General features: G+C 72.1%; 19 protein-coding genes and 1 pseudogene. 12 read left to right on the forward strand and 8 right to left on the reverse strand.

The features are described 5' to 3' along the window. Window positions 1-407: 407 nt before the first annotated feature. Together LO763_RS16700 and rsrA are read left to right on the forward strand one after the other, a co-directional pair. Window positions 408-1,196 (forward strand): sigma-70 family RNA polymerase sigma factor, encoded by a 789-nt coding sequence (locus LO763_RS16700; RefSeq protein ID WP_230786393.1) that lies wholly within the window; start codon window positions 408-410, stop codon window positions 1,194-1,196. Next, window positions 1,193-1,495, forward strand: coding sequence for a mycothiol system anti-sigma-R factor (gene rsrA, locus LO763_RS16705; protein ID WP_230786394.1), 303 nt, complete (start codon window positions 1,193-1,195; stop codon window positions 1,493-1,495). Before LO763_RS16700 ends, rsrA begins: the two co-directional genes overlap by 4 nt. Before the next feature lie 22 nt (window positions 1,496-1,517). Here the strand turns inward: rsrA and LO763_RS29055 are convergent, their stop codons facing one another. Both LO763_RS29055 and LO763_RS30270 read right to left on the reverse strand, forming a co-directional pair. After that, window positions 1,518-2,114, reverse strand: coding sequence for a TetR/AcrR family transcriptional regulator (locus LO763_RS29055; protein WP_255672629.1), 597 nt, complete (start codon window positions 2,112-2,114; stop codon window positions 1,518-1,520). An 82-nt stretch (window positions 2,115-2,196) separates the two neighbouring features. Beyond that, the gene (locus LO763_RS30270) at window positions 2,197-2,271 is read right to left on the reverse strand and encodes a 50S ribosomal protein bL37 (RefSeq protein WP_372451643.1); all 75 of its coding nucleotides are present in this window, start codon (window positions 2,269-2,271) and stop codon (window positions 2,197-2,199) included. A 346-nt stretch (window positions 2,272-2,617) separates the two neighbouring features. On the opposite strand from LO763_RS30270, the gene LO763_RS16715 reads away from it, so the two are divergent. Together LO763_RS16715 and LO763_RS16720 are read left to right on the forward strand one after the other, a co-directional pair. Continuing rightward, window positions 2,618-3,649: an SIS domain-containing protein gene (locus tag LO763_RS16715; protein ID WP_255672661.1), complete on the forward strand. Its 1,032-nt coding sequence runs from the start codon at window positions 2,618-2,620 to the stop codon at window positions 3,647-3,649. Window positions 3,650-3,731: 82 nt separating this feature from the next. Then, a complete protein-coding gene (locus LO763_RS16720) occupies window positions 3,732-4,961 on the forward strand; it encodes a hypothetical protein (RefSeq protein ID WP_230786398.1) in 1,230 nt (409 codons plus the stop codon). A gap of 360 nt (window positions 4,962-5,321) precedes the next feature. Here the strand turns inward: LO763_RS16720 and dprA are convergent, their stop codons facing one another. The 4 genes and pseudogenes from dprA to LO763_RS16735 all read right to left on the reverse strand — a co-directional run bounded on the left by dprA (window position 5,322) and on the right by LO763_RS16735 (window position 9,323). After that, entirely contained in the window at window positions 5,322-6,485 is a 1,164-nt protein-coding gene (gene dprA, locus LO763_RS16725) for a DNA-processing protein DprA (RefSeq protein ID WP_230786399.1), read from the reverse strand. A 57-nt stretch (window positions 6,486-6,542) separates the two neighbouring features. Continuing rightward, window positions 6,543-8,084, reverse strand: a complete 1,542-nt coding sequence (locus tag LO763_RS16730) for a YifB family Mg chelatase-like AAA ATPase (RefSeq protein WP_230786401.1) — start codon at window positions 8,082-8,084, stop codon at window positions 6,543-6,545. A 19-nt stretch (window positions 8,085-8,103) separates the two neighbouring features. Beyond that, window positions 8,104-8,577, reverse strand: a pseudogene (locus LO763_RS29935) (YraN family protein); the annotation flags it as partial. Next, window positions 8,574-9,323, reverse strand: coding sequence for a peptidoglycan DD-metalloendopeptidase family protein (locus LO763_RS16735; protein WP_230786402.1), 750 nt, complete (start codon window positions 9,321-9,323; stop codon window positions 8,574-8,576). The pseudogene LO763_RS29935 and the gene LO763_RS16735, both read right to left, overlap by 4 nt. Window positions 9,324-9,766: 443 nt before the next feature. On the opposite strand from LO763_RS16735, the gene rpsB reads away from it, so the two are divergent. The 7 genes from rpsB to LO763_RS30275 all read left to right on the forward strand — a co-directional run bounded on the left by rpsB (window position 9,767) and on the right by LO763_RS30275 (window position 17,242). Continuing rightward, window positions 9,767-10,615, forward strand: coding sequence for a 30S ribosomal protein S2 (gene rpsB / locus LO763_RS16740; protein WP_230786404.1), 849 nt, complete (start codon window positions 9,767-9,769; stop codon window positions 10,613-10,615). Between the two features lie 11 nt (window positions 10,616-10,626). After that, a complete protein-coding gene (tsf, locus tag LO763_RS16745; protein WP_230786406.1) occupies window positions 10,627-11,439 on the forward strand; it encodes a translation elongation factor Ts in 813 nt (270 codons plus the stop codon). Window positions 11,440-11,612: 173 nt separating this feature from the next. Next, window positions 11,613-12,338: a UMP kinase gene (pyrH, locus tag LO763_RS16750; RefSeq protein ID WP_230786408.1), complete on the forward strand. Its 726-nt coding sequence runs from the start codon at window positions 11,613-11,615 to the stop codon at window positions 12,336-12,338. A 121-nt stretch (window positions 12,339-12,459) separates the two neighbouring features. Beyond that, the gene (gene frr / locus LO763_RS16755) at window positions 12,460-13,017 is read left to right on the forward strand and encodes a ribosome recycling factor (RefSeq protein ID WP_230786409.1); all 558 of its coding nucleotides are present in this window, start codon (window positions 12,460-12,462) and stop codon (window positions 13,015-13,017) included. After that, the gene (locus LO763_RS16760; protein WP_230786411.1) at window positions 13,017-13,973 is read left to right on the forward strand and encodes a phosphatidate cytidylyltransferase; all 957 of its coding nucleotides are present in this window, start codon (window positions 13,017-13,019) and stop codon (window positions 13,971-13,973) included. Before frr ends, LO763_RS16760 begins: the two co-directional genes overlap by 1 nt. A gap of 100 nt (window positions 13,974-14,073) precedes the next feature. Then, complete coding sequence (gene rlmN / locus LO763_RS16765) at window positions 14,074-15,222, forward strand: dual-specificity RNA methyltransferase RlmN (RefSeq protein ID WP_230786412.1); 1,149 nt, start codon at window positions 14,074-14,076, stop codon at window positions 15,220-15,222. A gap of 22 nt (window positions 15,223-15,244) precedes the next feature. Beyond that, window positions 15,245-17,242: a DivIVA domain-containing protein gene (locus LO763_RS30275; RefSeq protein WP_230786414.1), complete on the forward strand. Its 1,998-nt coding sequence runs from the start codon at window positions 15,245-15,247 to the stop codon at window positions 17,240-17,242. A 119-nt stretch (window positions 17,243-17,361) separates the two neighbouring features. On the opposite strand, the gene LO763_RS16775 is transcribed toward LO763_RS30275, so the two are convergent. Then, window positions 17,362-17,580: a DUF2631 domain-containing protein gene (locus LO763_RS16775; RefSeq protein ID WP_230786415.1), complete on the reverse strand. Its 219-nt coding sequence runs from the start codon at window positions 17,578-17,580 to the stop codon at window positions 17,362-17,364. A 130-nt stretch (window positions 17,581-17,710) separates the two neighbouring features. On the opposite strand from LO763_RS16775, the gene LO763_RS16780 reads away from it, so the two are divergent. Then, window positions 17,711-19,267 (forward strand): Rieske 2Fe-2S domain-containing protein, encoded by a 1,557-nt coding sequence (locus LO763_RS16780; protein ID WP_230786417.1) that lies wholly within the window; start codon window positions 17,711-17,713, stop codon window positions 19,265-19,267. A gap of 233 nt (window positions 19,268-19,500) precedes the next feature. Here the strand turns inward: LO763_RS16780 and LO763_RS16785 are convergent, their stop codons facing one another. After that, window positions 19,501-20,271, reverse strand: a complete 771-nt coding sequence (locus LO763_RS16785; protein WP_230786418.1) for a TetR/AcrR family transcriptional regulator — start codon at window positions 20,269-20,271, stop codon at window positions 19,501-19,503. Window positions 20,272-20,381: the final 110 nt, after the last annotated feature.

Below are 20,381 nucleotides of genomic sequence, written 5' to 3' on the forward strand. Positions count from 1 at the left end.
GCGTCCCGCCGCAGCTCGCGCCCCGGGCGCCGGAACCTCCCCGGGCCGGCGGCGGTGTCAAGTCCGCCGACCCGGGGCAGGTACTGGGAGTTCACGCGCCGGTCGCCCGGCGCGATCAAGGCCCTCGCGGGCCCACTCACGATAACGAGTACCTGCACTGAAAGTTACCGCTTACCTCCATAAAGTAGTAATTTGGGGAGTTTTGCGAACTTAGCACACTTCATCCGAATCCGAGCCGCCACCGAGTGTGTCGAAAGCGACTGCCGGGCCGCGGACGGGCACGGAATGAACCCACCGCCCCCGGCGTTGTGCCGTGCGAGTCTCCGAACCGGCTCGTCGGATCGACGCCCCGCCGCCTCGGCGGGGACCCGCAGAGCCGAGCACCTGCACAGCGAGGAGCGCATCGCATGACCACCACCGTCCGCGGACGCGAGCACGAGCGCCTGGCCGCGCTCCTGAACGGCCCCGAATGGACGCCGTCCCTCAACGGCGACCCCACCCCCGACATGGTCGGCGGCGTCACGACCGCCCGCATTTCCACCGATCCCGCCACCGCACCTGCCGTAGGCTCGGAAGAGGCCTACGAGAGGGAGACGGTGACCGAGGAAGGCAGCGAGAGCACCCAGGAGCGGCGCGAGCGGTTCGAACGCGACGCCATGCCCCTGCTCGACCAGCTCTACGGCGCGGCCCTGCGCATGACGCGCAACCCCGCCGACGCCGAGGACCTCGTGCAGGAGACCTACCTCAAGGCCTACTCGAAGTTCCACCAGTTCCGCGAGGGCACCAACCTCAAGGCGTGGCTGTACCGGATCCTCACCAACACGTACATCAACTCCTACCGCAAGAAGAAGCGCCAGCCGCTGACCTCGCCCACCGACGAGATCACCGACTGGCAGCTCGCGGACGCCGAGTCCCACTCGGCCTCGGGACTGCGCTCGGCCGAGACCGAGGCGCTCGACCACCTGCCGGACTCGGACGTCAAGGACGCCCTCCAGCGGCTCGGCGAGGACTTCCGCCTCACGGTCTACCTCGCCGACGTCGAAGGCTTCTCCTACAAGGAGATCGCCGACATCATGGGCACGCCGATCGGCACCGTCATGTCCCGACTGCACCGGGGCCGGCGGCAGCTGCGACAGCTGCTGAGCTCGTACGCCGCCGACCGAGGACTGTCGCCCGCACGGGAGGTACAGCAGTGACCAGCCCTGAACCGCCGGAGAAGCCCAAGCTCGACTGCCGCGAGGTCCTCGAGGAGGTCTACCTCTACCTCGACGCCGAGTGCTCCGACGTCCGCCGCGACGTGATCCGCGACCACCTCGACGAATGCTCGCCCTGCCTGTCCGAGTACGGCATCGAGCAGGAGGTGCGCACCATCGTGCACCGCTGCTGCAGCAACGAGAAGGCGCCCGACGAGGTCAAGGCCCGCCTGCGCCAGAAGCTCAGCGCGATCGAGCAGGTCAGCGAGATCTTCAGCGAAGTCGCCGAACGCGACCGCTGACCCCGCCCGATCACGCGGCCTCCTAGGACCCCGACCGCTCGGCGTCGTTCGACTCGATCATGCCGATCGAGATCTGGAGCGCCGCCTCGCGGATCTCCTGCTCGGAGTCGTCGCTCCGCGGGAAGGTGATCCAGTTGGCGTAGAGCGTCGTGATCGCGTCCCACGCCCGCAGGCGCCGCAGCAGCGGATCGCCGGCCTCGACCAGGAGCGCGTGGAGGCGGCGCTGCCGCATCCGGAACACCGACATCCGGTCCAGCCGCGTGAGCGCGGCCTGGTTGTTCTGCATGAACTTCAGCACCGGCACGTGCGCGCGGATGACCTCCGCGTAGCGGCGCAGCAGCTCGGTGCGGGTCTCCAGGTCCCGGGGCCGCGTGTCGCCCCATTCGCAGATGCGGTCGAGGTCCACCGCATAGGACTCGAAGAAGCTCGCCGCGATGTCCTCCTTCGTCTTGAAGTGGTAGTACAACGCGGCCTTGGTGACGCCGAGGTGCTCGGCGATCTCCCTGAGAGAGGTGTGCTCGTAGCCGTGCTCGCTGAAGAGCGCGATCGCGGTCTGCTGGATCCGCTCGCGGGTGCTCGGCTGGCTCTGCTCGCGCGCTTCGCGCGGCGACTCGGTCATGTGGGCAAGTCTCGTTCTTGTCCGTGTCGACTAGTGCGGTCGCGGGGCAGTCGCGGCCACGGGCCGCCTGCCCCGCCAAGCGCTAGCTGTTCGGCCGCTTCCCGTGGTTCGCGGACTTCTTCTTGCGAGCCTTGCGCTTGCGTGCTGCTTTCGCCATGGCTCCTCCTTCGCTCGGTGGACAATGCAGAGACCAACCTTACCGGCACCTGCGGGGCCGCCAGGAGGGCGTTGACGTGTGGTGGTGCTCATCGGAGTGTCGGCGCCACCGCGGGCGCGGCGCAGCGGGGGCGTGGGATGGTGGACGGGCGTGGACCCGGTCGACTACGCTTCATTATGAAGGTTTATTTAATATTTAGTAGTATCCGTTGCGCAAGGAGTGCCCCGTGAACCAGCCCCAGGTCGGCGCCGCCGAGGAGACCGCCACTCTCGAGAACGGCACCGCCGCGACCGACGCCGAGCACCACCGCTCCGCGGACCGCGAGCAGCCCCCCGCGGGCGCCGGCATGGCCGCCGACATCGCCGAGCAGCCCGGCGTGTTCACCGACCTGCTCGACAACGGCGCCCCCGAGATCGCCCGCATCGCGAAGATCATCGCCGACCGGCGCCCCCGCTCCATCGTCTTCACCGCCCGCGGCACCTCCGACCACGCCGCCCTCTACGCGGCCTACCTCACCGAGATCCGCCTCGGCCTGCCCGCGAGCCTCGCCAGCCCCTCGGTCGTCACCGTCTACGACGCCCGCCCCGACTGGTCCGACAGCCTCGTCATCGCCGTCTCCCAATCCGGCGGCTCACCCGACCTCGCCCAGGTCGTCGCCGCCGCCCGCGCCTCGGGCGCCCTCACCCTCGCCGTCACCAACAACCCCGCCTCCCGCCTCGCCTCCGAGGCCGAACTCCACCTCGACGTCCGCGCCGGACACGAGCGGGCCGTCGCCGCCACCAAGACCTACACCGCCGAACTCCTCACCCTCCTGCTCCTCGTCGAAGGCATCCGCACCGGCACCGGCCGCCTCGAGGCCGCCGAGGCCGCCGCCCTCGACAAACTCCCCGAACTCGCCCAAGGCGTCCTGGACGACACCGGCGCCGAAGAGCTCGCCGGACGCTACCGGTTCGCCTCCCGCTTCGTGACCACCGGCCGCGGCTACGCCTACCCCACCGCCCGCGAGACCGCCCTCAAGCTCATGGAGACCTCCTACCTGCCCTCCCTCGCCTTCTCCGGCGCCGACCTCCTCCACGGACCGCTCGCCATGGCCGACCCGGGAGTGCCGGTCCTCGCCGTCGTCGGCTCCGGACCCGGCGGGCACGCCATGTGGAACGTCCTCTCCCAGCTCGGCAAGCAGCGCGCGGACGTCGTGATCGTCGGCGCCGCCGACGTCCCCGGCCAGAGCGCCCGTCTCGCCACACCGGCCGTCGACGAACGCGTCGCCGCCCTGCTGGACATCCTCCCGCTCCAGCGGCTCGCCCTCCACCTCGCCATCGAACGCGGCGAGAACCCCGACGCCCCAAGGGGACTCAAAAAAGTCACCGAAACGATGTGAGCCCAGCTCGGCAGGGGGCGCCACCGCGGGTGTTCACCTTCGGTTCACCCTCCCGTTCACCCGTCTCCGTAAACTCTCCGTCATGCAGGCTCCACTCGCCGCGCAGGCCGGCACCACCGAGATCGTCTGGCAGGACAGGCGATACCGGGCGCGCGCGATCGCCGGCGGCGCCGCATTCGAGCTCTACGCGGACACCCCCGAACCCGGATTCCACCCCAGCGGCAAGACCTTCCACCGCTACGTCCACGCCTCCGAAGTGGTCAGCAGCGGCGGCGAACTCCTGCTCGCCGGCGTCGCACCGGTGTCGGTCCCGGTCATGCCCGGGGCCGACGCCGCCACCGTCCACCGCTACAGCCAGAACCCGCGCATCGGCCCCGCCGAGCGCGCGCTCGTCTCCGCGGTGCGCGCCACCGCGTTCGTCACCGGCGGCACCCGCATGGTCAAACCGCTCAGCCGCCACCAGGTGGCCCGCCAGCTCACCTCGGCGCCCCTGGTCGGCGGCGTCTGCTTCCGCGAGTTCGACGTCGCCCACCTGCGCGCCCCCGAGGACCGCATCGTCCTCTCCGGCGACCCCGACGACGTGCGCGACACCGCGTTCACCCTGCGCTGGAAGGCCATCGCCGCCTGCGACTACACCAGCACCGAGGCGGCCAGCTTCCCCGGCCTCGTCGGCGTCCCCGGGCGCGAGCGGCGCGGGTCGATGATCCTGGGAACCGGGTTCCTGCCCAGCGGGACCCACCTCATCCCCGAGTTCGCGACCGCGGGCCTCGCCGACCTGCCGCTGACCGCGCGCGCCGAGATCCTGGCGTACACCGCGGACGGCGCGGAGGTCGCGCTGTTCCAGTACCAGCCGCAGACGAACGTGTGGAACCGGATGGCCGGAGCCCGGCACCGCGACCTGGTCAACCGCATCCCGGGCCTGGAGACCGGCCGGGCGCTGTTCCGCGTCGACCCCTCCGTCCACGCCGGACTCATGGGCGACCACGAGGGCCGGCGGGTGCCGGTGACCGCCGACCCCGGGCACGGGTTCAACGCCTACGCGCGCGGCGCGGTGAGCCGCAGCCCGGTGACGCGCCCGCAGCGGTTCCACACCCGCGCGCGCTGGCGCGACGTCGAGGTGCTCGCGCTCGGCCGCAACGAGGACTGGGTGCGGCTGCGCCTGAGCCAGCCCGACATCGAGGCGATCATGGCCACCGACGCGACCTGCGTGGAACGGGGCGTCTACGAGTGCTGGGCCCCGCGGGCCGAACTCGAGGACCCCCGCACGGTCACCACCGAATACCCCGCGACCGCCGACCCCGCCGGAAGCTGAATCCTCCGCCCCCTCACGCGCCCGCGACGACGGGCCCGACCGGCGGCCGCCGGATCGCCTCCCTCGTCGAACGCACTCGCGCACCTCCTCGGGGGCCCCTCCCCCCCCCGCCCCCACCCCACCCACCCCTCGGATCTTGTTCGCGGTGCACCGCGGTCGGTCTGCTGTCCATCGCGCCCGGCGCGGGTCCGGCCGGGCCGGGCCGGTCATGACTCGGCCTTCGACTCGGCGGACGGTCGCCCGCGGGCGGCGCCCTCGGTCGGTTCAGGTTCCCGCCCCCTTCCCACTCGGGTCTCCGTGCCTCAGCTGACGCTGAAGGCGGCGGGACTCCCTTCGGGTCTCTGATCATCGGGTCTCCGCTCAGGCGGCGCCTCCCCTCGCGAGGCGCCAGCGGTCGTCTATGCGGTCCACCCAGCCCGTCCTGCGCAGGCGCTCCAGGGTCTCCGCCGCGGTCGCCGCCGGGACCCCCGCCGCTGCCGCCAGGCGTCCGGCCTCCACCACGTACCCCCTCGGCAGCGCCTCCACGATCCGGGCCTCGACCTCCGTCAACCCGTCGAAGGGCCTTCGCTGCGACGGCGGCGGCGTCGCCAGCGGGCCGCCGATGCCCGTGAGGTCCTCGATCACCTCCTCGGCCCTGGTCACCAGCCGCGCCTCCCACGGCTCCCTCGCGAGCTGATGCGCCCCCGCCGACAGCGACGAGGTCACCGGCCCCGGCGTGAACATCAGCACCCGGCCCAGCTCCGCCGTGTGCCGCGCCGTGTTGCGCGCCCCCGACCGGTGGGCGGCCTCGATCACCACCGTGCCCGCCGACAGCGCCGCGATCACCCGGTTCCGGGTCAGGAAGCGGTGCTTCATCGCCGAGGAACCCGGCGGCCACTCGCTCACCAGGAGCCCCCGGTCCACGATCAGGTCGAACATCGGGCCGTTCGCCTTCGGATACGGCAGCTCCACACCCGAGGCCAGCACCGAGACCGTCGCCCCGCCCCTGGCGATCGCCCCCAGGTGCGCCGCCCGGTCGATCCCGAAGGCGCCGCCCGACACCACGGTCCAGCCCGCCTCCGCCAGGTCGGCCGCCAGATCGTCGGCCAGGTGCTGGCCGTACTCGGTCGCCGCCCGCGACCCGACGATGGCCACCGACCTGCCGCACAGCGCGGCGAGATCGTGCCCGCCCCGCACCCACAGGCACCGCGGCGGCCGCACGTGCGGCTCGTCGGCGTCGCAGACCATGAGCAGGTCCCGCAGCTGCTCGGGCCAGTCCGGATCGCCGGGGATCAGGACGCGGGCGCCGCACGCCTCGGTGGCCGCCGCGATCTGCGCGGCCCGGTCGGCCGGGTCGAAGGTGCAGGCGATCATCGCGGAGGTGAGGCGTCGCAGGCGCTCGGTGGCATCGCCCTCCCAGAGGCGCTTCACGGCCTCGACGGGCCCGACCTCCTCGACGAGGTCGTCCAGGTCGGCGTCGCCGGGCTCCACCATCGACGACAGCAGCATCAGGGCGAGACGGGGATCGTTCGGCAGGTTCGTCATCGGTCCTCCTCGGTGCGGCGCATACGCCTGGTCCACATGGGTCTCGGTCCTCTTCGGTCAGCTCAGCGTGTAGCCCAGGCGCAGTTCGCTCGCGGCCGTGACGTCCTCGGCCGTCGGCCGGCCGTGCTCGCGCAGGTCCGCGATCGTCCAGGCGAGCTTCAGCACCCGGTCGTACCCGCGTGCGGTGATGCGCTCCTTCAGCAGCAGTTCGTCGGCGCTCCGCCGCACCGGGGCGGGCAGGCGCCAGCGGGCCGAGCGCAGCGCCGGGCCGGGCACCTCGCTGTTCAGCCGCCACGGCTCCCCGCCCTCGGTCCACCGGGCCGCCGCCGCTTCCCTGGCCCGCATGACGCGCTTCGCCACCGCCTCGGACGGCTCGGACTCCGCGACCTCGGCCAGGATCGCCGAGGGCGGCACCGCGGGCAGGTGCACCCGCAGGTCGACCCGGTCCAGCAGGGGCCGGGAGATCCGTTGCAGGTAGCCGCGCCTGACCGCGGGCCGGCAGACGCAGTCCTGCGGCTTGTTCGGCGCGCACGGGCACGGGTTCGCCGCGAGCACGAGGATCACCTTGGCCGGGTAGCTGACCGAGGTGTTGGCGCGCCGGATGCGGACCTTGCCGCTCTCCAGCGGCTGGCGCAGGGCGTCGAGCACCGACCGGCTCCACTCGGGCGCCTCGTCGATGAACAGCACGCCGCGGTGCGCGAGGGCCAGCGAGCCGGGCCCGACGTGGCCGTGGCCGCCGCCCACCAAGGCCTGCATGGTCGTCGAGTGGTGCGGCGCTTCGAACGGCGCGTAGTGGAGCAGTTCGGCCGCCCCGCCGGTGAGCCTGCCCCGCAGCGAGTGCAGGGAGGTCGCCTCGACCGCCTCGGCGTCGGTCAGCGGCGGCATGATCGACGGCAGCCGCTCGGCCAGCATCGTCTTGCCCGCCCCGGGCGGGCCCACCATCAGCATGTGGTGCCCTCCTGCGGCCGTGATCTCCAGGGCGCGGCGCGCCGCCGCCTGGCCCCGCACGTCGGCGAGGTCCGGCAGCGGCGCCTGCGGCGCGGTCGCCGACCGCGTCACGGGCTCGAGCGCCGCCTGGCCGAAGACCCAGGCGACCAGCGTCGCCAGGTCGCGCGGGGCCAGCACCGTCATGTCCTCCACCAGTGCCGCCTCCGCGGCGTTCTCGGGCGAGACGATCGCCTGGCGCATCCCGCTCCGGCGGGCCTCCATGAGCGCCGGCAGCGTCCCCGGCACCGCCCGGAGGGTGCCGTCGAGGCCGAGCTCCGCCAAGAGCACCGTGTCGTTCCACCGCTCGACCGGCAGCGTGTCCGCGGCGCACATGATGGTCACCGCGAGCGCGAGGTCGGCGGCCGAGCCGGTGGTCGGCACCGACGCCGGACCGAAGTTGACGCTCACCGACCGGTCCGGGAACCGGAGCGCGGAGTTGGCCATCGCGGACCGGACGCGGGTCTGCGCCTGGTTGACGACGCTGTCGGGCAGCCCGGACATGCGGACGGTGTCGGCGCCCTTCGCGGCGGACTTGAAGACCGAGGCCTCCACGGTGACCGCGACGGCGGTGGCGCCGATCATGCAGACGGTGTTGGTGCGCGCGTAACCCACGGCGGTCCCCCTGACGGTGTTCGAGTGCGATCCGGCGGGCGCCGGTGACCGTGAGCGCGAGCCGGTCGACCCGCCACGGCTGGTCCGTTCGGCAGTGCTCCCGGAGCCAGGCCCGGGCGAGCCGCTCGACCTGGCGGACCTTCTCGCCGTCGACGGCGCCCAGCGCGCCGCCGTGGCTCTCGGACCGGCGGGTCTTCACCTCGCAGAAGACGACCGTGTCCGCGCTCCGGGCGACCAGGTCGAGTTCGCCCCGCCGGTGCCGCCAGTTGCGGGCGAGGATCTGCATCCGGTGGCGGCGCAGGTGCGCGGCCGCGAGCCGTTCGCCGAGCCGCCCGAGCTCGTGCGGGGTGAGCCGGCGCAGGCTCGTTCCGGCGGTCGGCCGCGATGCGCCGGCGGGGCGGCGGGGCCCGCTTCGCCGTGCGGACCAGGGGACCGCGCTCGATGCGGAGGCGCTGCGGCCGTGCGGCGCGCGCTCGGTGCCGTCGGCGTTCACGGCCGGGCCCCGGTCGGGACAGCGGGGTGCGCCGCGGCGGCGGTGCGTCGGTCTTCCGCTGCGGCCGTGGCGCTGTCGCCTGAGTGCTCGGCCGCCTGCACGGCGCGGCCCGGGCGGGGGAGGAGCCGCACCTTGCCGGCCCCGAAGAGCAGCATCGGGTCCAGGTACAGCGGCCCCCGTTTGAGGCCGAGGTGGAGGCAGGCCGCTGCGGGGCAGGAGGCGTGGCCGGGCTGGAGGCGCCCGACGGCCTGGCCCGCGGCGACCGCCTCGCCCGCGGCCACGAGCGGTTCGACCGGCTCGTAGGTGGTGCGCAGGCCGTCCGCGTGGGCGACGCTCACGACGCCGCGGCCCGCGAGGTCGCCGGCGAAGACCACCGTGCCCGCCCCCGCGGCCACGACCTCCTGTGAGTCCGCGGCACCGAGGTCGACCCCGCGGTGGCCCGGCATCCACGGCAGCGGCGGCGGGTCGAACGCGGTCAGCAGGTCGAGGCCGTCGACCGGCGGCCTCCAGGGGCCCCGGTCGGCGGCGGGGCGGTAGCCGGGCGGACCGCCCGGCGGCCGTGGGGCGGTCCCGGCACCGCCGCTCGCTGCGGGTTCGGCGCCCGGCGCGACGGCCTCCGCGCGGTGGAGGCCGGGCGGGGGACCGGCGTCCGCGGCCTCGGCGAGCGTGGGGACGAGGATCGCCGCGCCGGCGAGGAGCGCCGAGGTGATGAGGCTGATGACCATCGCGTTGTGTAGTTGTCGCATGACTCAATGCTGACGGGGCTGTCCGGTATCGGCAAGGACGAGTTCGGTGCCTGTGGATAACTCCGTTCGCGCCCTTCCCACCTGCTTGAACGCCGCAGCGTGGATCGGGCGGTTCGGGCGCCTGCGGGTGCGGCGCCGGTCACGGGGGCGGATTGCCTCTGTCACTGCCGCCCACCGCGTTCTCGGCGGCCCGAGCGCCCCAAGTACACTGATGGGAGCGGATCGGCGCCCTCGCGCGCCGAACCGACTTCGCGCGCTCGCCGCGGCCCGACCTCCATCGCTCGCCCGTCACGGGCGCCTTGCGACGGATGCGGTCCGGCCCTAGCGATCTCCCAGGTCCGGGACCTCCCGGTTGCAGATCGCCGGAGGCGGGCGCCAGGCGCGGGACGTCCGGACTTCGGGCGCCTCCCGCGAACGAACCAGGGAACGAAAGGAACACAACCGTGTCGGTTGTCACCATGAGGCAGCTGCTTGAGAGCGGCGTGCACTTCGGCCACCAGACCCGTCGCTGGAACCCGAAGATGAAGCGGTTCATCCTCACCGACCGCAACGGCATCTACGTCATCGACCTGCGCCAGACCGTCGACTACGCGGCCAAGGCCCACGACTTCGTCAAGAACGTCGTGGCCGAGGGCGGCGAGGTCCTGTTCGTGGGCACCAAGAAGCAGGCCCAGGAGGCCGTCGCCGAGCAGGCCCAGCGCGTCGGGATGCCGTTCGTGAACCACCGCTGGCTCGGCGGCATGCTCACCAACTTCCAGACCATCCAGAAGCGCCTCATGCGCCTCAAGGAACTCGAGATCATCGAGGCCAACGGTGCGGCCAACCGCACCAAGAAGGAAATGCTCCAGCTCATGCGCGAGAAGGACAAGCTCGAGCGCACGCTCGGCGGCCTCCGCGACATGGAGAAGACCCCGGCCGCGATCTGGATCGTGGACACCAAGAAGGAGCACATCGCCGTCGACGAGGCCCGCAAGCTCGGCATCCCCGTCGTCGCGATCCTCGACACCAACTGCGACCCCGACGAGGTCGACTTCCCGATCCCCGGCAACGACGACGCGATCCGCTCCGTCGCGCTGCTGACGAAGATCATCGCCGACGGCGCCGCCGAAGGCCTCCTGGCCCGCTCCGGCGGCCGAGGCGAGAAGGCCGAGGGCGAGCCGCTCGCCGAGTGGGAGAAGGAGCTCCTCGTCGAGGGCGAGAAGCCCGCCGAGGCTCCGGCCGCTGCCGAGGCGCCGGCCGTCGCCGAGACCCCGGCCGCCGAGGCCGGCGAGCCGACCACCGACGAGAAGTAAGAAGGGGAGCAATGGCCAACTTCACGATGGCTGACGTCAAGAAGCTCCGGGAAGCCACCGGCTCCGGGATGATGGACGTCAAGAAGGCCCTCGAAGCCGCGGACGGCGACTACGACGCCGCCCTCGAGGCCCTGCGCATCAAGGGAGCCAAGGACGTCGGCAAGCGCGCCGAGCGCACCACGGCCCAGGGCCTGGTCGCCCAGTCGGGCGGCACGCTGCTCGAGCTGCTGTGCGAGACCGACTTCGTCGCCAAGAACGGCGCGTTCATCGAGCTCGCCCAGACCCTGGTCGAGCTGGCCGACGAGGTCCGCCCCGCCGACGGCGAGGCGTTCGCCAAGGCCGAGCTGAACGGCAAGACCGTCGCCGAGGTCGTCCAGGACGAGTCCGTCAAGCTGGGCGAGAAGCTCGTCGTCGGCCGCGTCGGCTCCCTCGACGGCGACGTCGCGGTCTACATGCACCGCAAGGCCGCCGACCTCCCGCCGGCCGTCGGCATCCTCGTCGCCTACACCGGCGACGCCGAGGCCGCCCGCCAGGTCGGCATGCAGGCCGCCGCGATGCGCCCGAAGTACCTCGCCAGCGACGAGGTCCCCGCGGACATCATCGAGGGCGAGAAGCGCGTCGCGCTGGAGACGGCCAAGGAAGAGGGCAAGCCCGAGCGCGCCTGGGACAAGATCGTCGAAGGCAAGGTCAACGCCTACTACCGCGACTTCGCCCTGCTCGAGCAGAACTCGGTCATCGACAACAAGAAGTCCGTGAAGCAGGTCCTGGCCGAGGCCGGCACCGAGGTCACCGGCTTCATCCGCTTCGAAGTCGGCCAGGAGTAGCGAGCGGTCCGCGCGAGCGGACTACACTGGCTCCAGCCGTAAGCACGGGAAGGGGCGGCGGCGCAGGCCGCCGCCCCGTTCCATGCCTGGGGAAGACACCGCCGCGGTCACCGCGACCGGACGGCGCCGCCCGGTCGTCGCCAGCGGGACCGCGCGCAGAGCAGGGGAGTGCCATGAGTCAAGACACGTACCGCAGGGTCGTGCTGAAACTGTCCGGCGAGGCCTTCGGCGGCGGGTCCGTCGGCGTCGACCCCGACGTCGTCCAGGGCGTCGCCCGCCAGATTGCGGCCGGCGTGGCCGCGGGCGTCCAGGTGGCCGTGGTCGTCGGCGGCGGCAACTTCTTCCGCGGGGCCGAACTCCAGCGCCGCGGCATGGACCGCGCCCGCGCCGACTACATGGGCATGCTCGGCACCGTCATGAACTGCCTGGCCCTCCAGGACTTCCTGGAGAAGGAGGGCGTCGACACCCGCGTCCAGACCGCCATCGCCATGGCCCAGGTCGCCGAGGCCTACCTGCCGCTGCGCGCCATCCGCCACCTCGAGAAGGGCCGCGTCGTCATCTTCGGCGCCGGCGCCGGCATGCCGTACTTCTCGACCGACACCGTCGCGGCCCAGCGGGCCCTGGAGATCGGCGCGCAGGTCGTCCTCGTCAGCAAGAACGGCGTCGACGCGGTCTACACCGCCGACCCCAAGACCGACCCCGCCGCGCAGCGCCTCGACGACATCACCTTCGACGAGGCCCTCAAGCGCGAGCTCATGGTCGTCGACCAGGCCGCCTTCAGCCTCTGCAAGGACAACTCCCTGCCGATGCTCGTCTTCGGCGCCGACGACGACGGGAACCTGCGGCGCGCCATCGTCGGCGAGCAGCTCGGCACCCTCATCCACGCCGCCGACGACTGAGCCCGGCGCCCCGGCCCCGGCCGGGACCCGGCCGCGCTGAGGACATCCACGCCACCGAGGACCGACAGCGGGACGGTACGGTCAGAAGTGCTGTCAAGCCGCGAGAGAATGTGAGAACACCGTGATCGACGACACCCTCCTCGAAGCCGAGGAGAAGATGGAGCGGGCCATCGAGCACGCCAAGGAGGAATTCGCGGCCATCCGCACCGGTCGCGCCTCCTCCGCCATGTTCAACCGGATCACCGTCGACTACTACGGCGCCCCCACCCCGATCCCGCAGGTCGCCTCGATCGCGATCCCCGAGCCGCGCATGGTCCTCGTCAAGCCCTTCGACGCCTCGCAGCTCAAGGACATCGAGGACGCCATCCGCAACTCCAACCTCGGTGTCAACCCCGCCAACGAGGGCACCCAGCTGCGGCTGAACCTGCCCCCCATGACCGAGGAGCGCCGCCGCGAGATGATCAAGGTGGCCCGCACCAAGGGCGAGGACGCCAAGATCGCCATCCGCAACGTCCGCCGCAAGGCCAAGGACGAGATCGGCAAGGCCGTCAAGGACGGCGAGGTCTCCGAGGACGAGGGCCGCTCCGGCGAGAAGGAGCTCGACGACCTCACCGGCCGCTTCACCGGACACGTCGACGAACTCGTCAGCGCCAAAGAGTCCGAGCTGCTCGAGATCTGATGAGCGCGATTCCCGACGGTTCGCCCGGCCGTCGCCCCCGGCCGTCCCCGGACGAGCGAGGGCCCGGCGCCGCCGAGACCGGCCCCGAAGCGACCGGCCCCGAAGCGACCGGCGCCGAGGAGCGGAAGCCCAAGGCCGGCCGCAACCTGCCCGTCGCCATCGGCGCCGGCCTCGGCATGGCCGCGGTGGTCCTGGCCTCCCTGCTGATCCAGCCCGTCGCCTTCCTCGGCCTGGCCGTCGTCGCCATCGCCGTCGCCTGCTGGGAGACCGGCACCGCGATGCGCAGGGGCGGCAAGAACGTCCCGGTGATCCCGCTGGCCGCCGCGGGCGTCCTCATCGTGGTCCTCGCCTGGTTCGGCGGGGCCACGGGCCTGCTCCTGGGCACCGCCGTCGGCGTCGCGGCCCTGTTCGTGTGGCGCCTCTCCGAGGGCGCCACCGGCTACCGGACCGACATCCCCGCCGCCGCGCTCGTCCTCGTCCAGGTGCCGTTCCTGGCCGGGTTCGTGATGCTCCTGGCCGCGTCCGAGAACGACTCGGCCCGCTTCATCGACGGCGCGGCCGCGCAGGTCATCATCGCCCTGTTCACCGTCGTCTGCTCCGACACCGGCGGGTACGCCGCCGGGGTCATGTTCGGGCGCCACCAGATGACCCCGCGCATCAGCCCCAAGAAGTCCTGGGAGGGCCTGGGCGGGTCGATCGTCGCCGCCGCCCTGGGCGGCTCGGTCACCCTCTGGGTGTTCTTCGGCGTCTCCATCCCGCTGGGCGTGGCGTTCGGCGTGTGCGTGGCCCTGGCCGCTACGTTGGGGGACCTGTCCGTCTCGCTGCTGAAGCGGGACCTCGGCATCAAGGACATGAGCAATCTCATCCCCGGCCACGGCGGGGTGATGGACCGTCTCGACTCGATCCTCATGGTGGCCCCGGTGGCCTATGTGTGGTTCCGTTACCTGCTCGGGTGATGTGTCCTGATTGGTGTATCCGTTGAAGGAGGGCCCGGGGTGAATTCCGCGATCCGGGGTTGGCGGGTCCAGTGCCTGTCATGCGAGACTAGGTCGTGACATGTCTGTAGCACTCACGTTGACCGAACCGCGCCCCCGCAAGGCCGCGCCCCGCCACCTCGCCGACCTCGACCTGGCCGGGTGCCAGTCCGTCCTCTCCGAGATCGGCCAGCCCGCCTTCCGCGCCAAGCAGCTGCGGCAGCAGTACTTCGGCCGCCACGTCGGCGACGCGGCGCTCATGACCGACCTGCCGGCCGCCTCCCGCGAGGCCATCGGCGAGGCGCTGCTCCCGCAGCTGCTCCAGCCGGTCAGGGTCGACTCCTGCGACGACGGGCAGACCGTCAAGGCCGTCTGGCGCCTCTACGACGGCGCGCTCGTCGAGAGCGTCATCATGGCCTACCCCGACCGGGTGACCGCCTGCGTGTCCTCACAGGCCGGATGCGGGATGGCCTGCCCGTTCTGCGCCACCGGCCAGGGCGGCCTGACGCGCAACCTCACCACCGCCGAGATCGTCGACCAGGTGGTCGCCGCCGCGCGCATCGCGGCCGAGCGCGGCCTGGGGCGCCTCTCCAACATCGTCTTCATGGGCATGGGCGAGCCGCTGGCCAACTGGGCCCGGCTCAAGAGCGCCCTGCGCCTCATCACCGGGCCCGTGCCCGACGGGATCGGGCTCTCGGCCCGCAACATCACCGTCTCCACGGTCGGCCTGGTGCCCACGATCAGGAAGCTCTCGGAGGAGGGCCTGCCGGTGACGCTGGCGGTCTCGCTCCACGCCCCCGACGACGAGCTGCGCGACGAGCTCGTCCCGATCAACACGCGCTGGAAGGTCGCCGAGGTCCTGGAGGCGGCCTGGGAGTACGCTCGAGTGACGAAACGTCGTGTCTCGATCGAGTACGCGATGATCAGGGACGTGAACGACCAGCCCTGGCGGGCGGACCTCCTCGGGAAGCTGCTCGCGGGCAAGCTCGTCCACGTGAACCTGATCCCTCTGAACCCCACGCCGGGGAGCCGGTGGGACGCCAGTCCCAAACCGGTCGAGGCGGAGTTCGTTCGGCGGCTGCGAGCCGCGGGTGTGTCCACGACGGTGCGCGATACGCGCGGCCAAGAGATCGACGGCGCCTGCGGGCAGCTGGCCGCTTCGGTCCGGGAGGCCGGGACCCCCGGTCGCGCCGGCGCGAAGCCGGGCGGCGCCTCCGGCGCCGCGGCATGAGGCGGAGAAGGGTGGCTTGGTAGTGGCGAGTCATGGTGACCGGTTCCGGCGCCGGGCGTTGAGCCGGGGCTACAAGGTCGACGAGGTCGACGCGTTCCTGGACCGCGTGGAGGCGACACTGGCCGGCGAGCCGGTGGGCAGCCCCGTGTCGGCCGACGAGGTGGACGACGTCGTCTTCAGGGTCCGCTTCGGCGGCTACGACGAGTGGCAGGTGGACGTCTACCTCGACCGGGTCGCGCGTCAGCTCGCCGAGTTGGAGGAGCGCGGCGTCCTCGGCACCGCCCCCGCTCCCGACTACGGCAAGCCCGACACGGCCGCTCCCGCCCCGCCCGCGCAGCAGGCCCCCGGTTCGCGCCGGGCCCCCGAGACGCAGGCCACCCAGGTCATCCCCGCTCAGGACATGATGGCCGCCCGCGAGATGGCGCCCCCGCCGCCCGCGCCCGAACCGGTCGGCCGCGGACGCGGCGCCGCCCGGGCCGCGGCCGCCCCGCCGGACGCCGAAGGCTTCGGCGACCTGCGCGGCGACGACGACGAGGGCTTCGGCTTCCTCGCCGGACCTCCCGGCGACGACTACGACGACCCGTTCGCCAAGCGCGGCGGCGCCGACCAGGGCCGCGGCGGCCCTGACTTCGGCGGCCCTGACTTCGGCGGACGAGGCGGCGGCCAGGACTTCGGCGGCCGCGGCCAGGGCGACTTCGGTCCCCCCCGCGACGACTTCGGGCCGAGCCAGGGTGACTTCGGCCAAGGCGACTTCGGCCGCGACGAGTTCGCCGCCCCGCGCGGCGGCAACGGCTTCGGCCCCCGCGGCGGCCCCGAACCGGGCGTCTACGGCAACGACTTCGGCGGCCCCCGCGGCGCCGAACCGGCACGCGGCGACTTCGGGGCGCCCGCGCCGTCCGGCCCGCGCGCCGGCATGCCCCAGGACGGCCCCCAGGCGGGCCCCGTCCCGCACGGCGCCACCGAGCAGCTGCCGCTCCAGTCCGACGCCGGACGCGGCGGCTTCGCCCCGAACGACGTCCCCGGCTACCCCGCCAACGACGGCCCGGGCGGCTATGCCCCGAACGACGGCCCGGGCGGCTATCCCTCTAATGACGCCCCTGGCGTCTATGGTCAGAGCCGCCGTCCCGACCCCGCGCCCGGGTTCGGCGCGGCCTACGACGACGAGTTCGGCGACACCGGGAACCGCCGCGCGGCCATGCCGCACCAGTCCCCGCAGCCGCCGATGCCCCAGGGCCCCATGGGCCACCAGGGGCCGCCGACCGGCTCCATCCCGCAGGCCGGGCGCTACAACCAGCCCGAACCCGAGCCGATGCCGCCCGCCGCGCCCACCCAGGCGATCCCGCAGAGCATGGTGCCGCCCATGGGCCGCCCCGAACCGCAGCAGCCCGACCCCTACGGCGCCCCGCGCGGACGCGAGTACGGCCAGGGCGGGTTCGGCCCCCAAGGGCAGCAGGAGGACACCGGGTACGGCCGCCGCGCGGCCGCGCCGAGCCCGCCCATGCAGGGCGGCTACGACCGCGGCATGGCGCACGAGCCCACCGGCGGCTTCGGCCCGCCCCCCGGCCCCGACAACGGCTTCGCGCCGCAGCCGGGCCCGGCCGACACCGGCTTCGGCGGCCCCGGCCGCGGGGCCGCCACGCCGCCGGACTTCGGCCGCCGCAACCCCTACGAGGGCCGCGGCGCGTTCGAGGCCCCGGGGCGCCACGGCCGCGAGGAGATGACCACCGAGATGCGCGCCTCGGACTCCCCGTTCACCCCCGACGACGTGCAGCGCCTGGAGCAGCTGCGCCGGGCCTTCCAGCCGCGGCGCTTCGGCTCGGGCTACGACCCCGGCCAGGTGGACCAGATGTTCGACGCGGTCTCCGCGGCCATGACCGGCCGCAACCCCGTGCCGCTGTCGGACCGCGAGCTCGACACCAGCCAGTTCTCACTCGTGCAGGGCGGCTACTTCGAGGCGGAGGTGGACTCGGCGCTGCGCGAGGTGCGCGAGATGTTCGCCCGCCGCGGCATGATGCACTGAGCCGTCCGCGAGACGGGGAGAGGGGGCCGCTGCGGCGGCCCCCTCTCGCGTCCCGGTCCTCCCCGGAGACGACGAAACCGGCCGCGGTGCGGCCGGTTCCCCCAAGTCGGTGTCGGGCGCTAGCGAAGGCCCGTCTTGCGCAGCCACGCGTCGGAGACGATGACGCCGAGCAGCACCACCGCGGTGATGATGAGGAACGCGTCCTCGACCCAGCCCGTGTGGTTGCCGAACAGGTACGCCAGGTTGATGACGATGCCGACGCCCAGCGCGGTGTACAGCGCCTTGCGGCTGGTGGGCTTGCGCTGGTCGGGCGCGAGAATCTGCTCTTCGGCAGCCATGTGAACTCCTCCAACCTCTCCGGTGGTCGCAGACAGTCTCGCACGCCACATGCGCGAACGTCCCGGCCCCGTCCGAGCTGTGACTTGTAGAGTGAGTGTTCGTCGTCCCCGTGCTTCCGGAAGGGTAACCGTGCGCATCACCGGTACTGGCCACGCCAGCATGTTCATCGAGACCGCCGCAGGATCGATCCTGTGCGACCCCTGGGTGAACCCCGCGTACTTCGCCTCCTGGTTCCCCTTCCCCGACAACTCGCGGCTCGACTGGGACACCCTCGGGCAGGCGGACTACCTCTACGTCTCGCACCTCCATCGGGACCACTTCGACGAGGAGAACCTCACGAAGCACATCAGCAAGGACACCACCGTCCTGCTGCCGGAGTACCCCACCTCGGAGCTGGAGTCGGAGCTGCGGGCCCTGGGCTTCCACAAGTTCATCAAGACCGTGTCCGAGGAGATCGTGGAGCTCCCCGGCGGCGTCAAGGTCATGATCCAGGCGCTCACCAGCCCCACCGACGGCCCCATCGGCGACTCCTCCCTGTGGGTCGAGGACGCCGACGGCACGCGCCTGCTCAACCAGAACGACGCCCGCCCCACCGACATGAGCGTCTTCCTCCAGCACGGCAAGATCCACGCCCACCTGCTCCAGTTCTCTGGCGCGATCTGGTTCCCGATGGTCTACGAGCTGCCCGACAGCGCCAAGCGCGCCTTCGGGAAGCAGAAGCGCGAGCGCGGCTTCGACCGCTCGCTGCGCTACATCGACGACGTCAAGGGCGACTGGGTCTTCCCGATCGCGGGCCCGCCGTGCTTCCTGGACGACGAGCTCTACCAGTTCAACGACGTGTTCGGGGACGAGGGCAACATCTTCCCCGACCAGCTGTCGTACACGGACTGGCTCGAGGAGCAGGGGCACGACAAGAACATCGTCCTGCTGCCCGGTTCGGTCGCCGAGGTCAAGGCCGACGGCAGCGGCTCGGTCGAGCACCCCGTGGACGACCTGCGCGAGTGGTTCGCGAACAAGAAGCAGCACCTGGACGAGTTCAAGGAGCGGATGCAGCCGCGCATCGCCGCGGAGAAGGCCTCCTGGTCCCACCCCGAGATCGACGTCCTGGAGACCCTGCGCGAGCGCATCGAGCCGCTCATGGCCCAGGCCGAGCACATCGCCACCGGCGTCGGCGGGCCGGTCCGCTTCGACCTGACCGCGCCCGACTCCGACGACGTGGTCGAGTCGATCATCTTCGACTTCCTCGAGCGCAGGATCTACCCAGACGACGGCGCGAAGGTCCGCTACCGCTTCCGCACCGAGCGGCGCCTCATCGAGCACCTGCTGCACATCCGCGAGGTCGACTGGGTCAACTCGCTGTTCCTGTCCTGCCGGTTCACCGCCGCGCGCATCGGGCAGTACAACGAGTACGTGTATGCGTTCTTCAAGTGCCTCTCCGAGGAGCGGCTCCAGTACGCCGAGGGCTGGTACGCCGAGCAGCGCCCCGACGACGAGGACATCACCGTGCAGGGCTGGCAGTTCCAGCGCCGCTGCCCGCACCTCAAGGCCGACCTGTCGGTCTTCGGCAAGGTCGAGGACGGCGTCCTCACCTGCCAGATGCACGGCTGGAAGTGGAACCTGAAGTCCGGCAAGTGCATGACGTCCGTGGGGCACGACATCCGAAGTGCTCGCGCTGAGGATGCGTGAGTCCGGTCGAAGTGCTCGCGCTGAGGATGCATGAGCGCAGCAGAAGCGCTCGCGCCGAGGGCTGAAGCCCGGCCGCCTTCGCGCATCGACGTGTGAGGGGCGTGCCGCGATCGCGGCACGCCCTCACACGTTCCCGCTACTCGTCGAGCACCGGCGCGTCGGGCTTGTCCGGAGCCGCCTGCGCGGCCGCAGGCCCTCGGCCGAGCCGGCCTGTCCGATATCGGACTCGGCGGTCAGACTTCGAGGCCGAAGTCCTTCAGCATGGCCATGATCTGGGTCTTGTAGTACTCGTCGACGTTCTCCTGGACGGGCAGGCTGCCGAAGGTCTCCATGACCACCAGGCCGAACACGCGGATCCAGGCCGAGGTGAAGGTGAAGACCCACGGCAGCGGCACGGGCTCGCCGACGATGAAGGCGCCGCACTGGTCCTGGAGCTCCTTCGCCAGCGCCTCGGAGACCTCGGGCATCGGCGGGCCCCCGGGGGTCCCGCCGCCCTCGCGCTCGGTCTGCTTCCAGAACCCGGCGAACTCGCGCCCGCACAGCTGGGAGTGCTCCAGGGACTTCAGGGTGATCGGGTCGACGTCCTCGGGCGCCTGCTCCAGGCGCCGCCCGTCGACGGACATGGCGCCGTTGCCCTCGGGATAGGAGATCATCAGCTCGAACTCGCGGCGGTGCCCCACCGCCCAGCCGCGGAAGGTCCAGACCCAGGCCTTCATCCGTTCGAGGTGGTCCTCGGGCGGCGATGCGTCCATGGCTTCGCGGGTGTCGCCGATAAGTTCGTCGTAGAAATCGCAGCACAACTGGATCAGGAGGGCGTCGAGGCTGTCGAAGTACCGGTAGAGGGCCGCAGGGGTGACTCCCACCTCCCGGGCGATCGCGCGGAGGGAGATCCCGCTCGGCCCCAGCTCCTGGAGCTGTTTCCGGGCGCTCGCCTTGATCTCGGCGATGGTCTCGGCGCGCATCCGCTCGCGGCGGGTCGGGCCGCCCGCGGTGTTCGAAGTCACTGGACTCCTTCTGCTACAAATCGGTTAACAGCGTTGACTCTCATGAGGGGCGTTCATTAGAGTGAACGGCGTTAGCTAAATGATCGACGCTTACCATCGTACCGCCGAAC

This window comes from Glycomyces amatae (assembly GCF_020991375.1).
Taxonomy (GTDB): Bacteria; Actinomycetota; Actinomycetes; order Mycobacteriales; family Micromonosporaceae; genus Glycomyces; species Glycomyces amatae.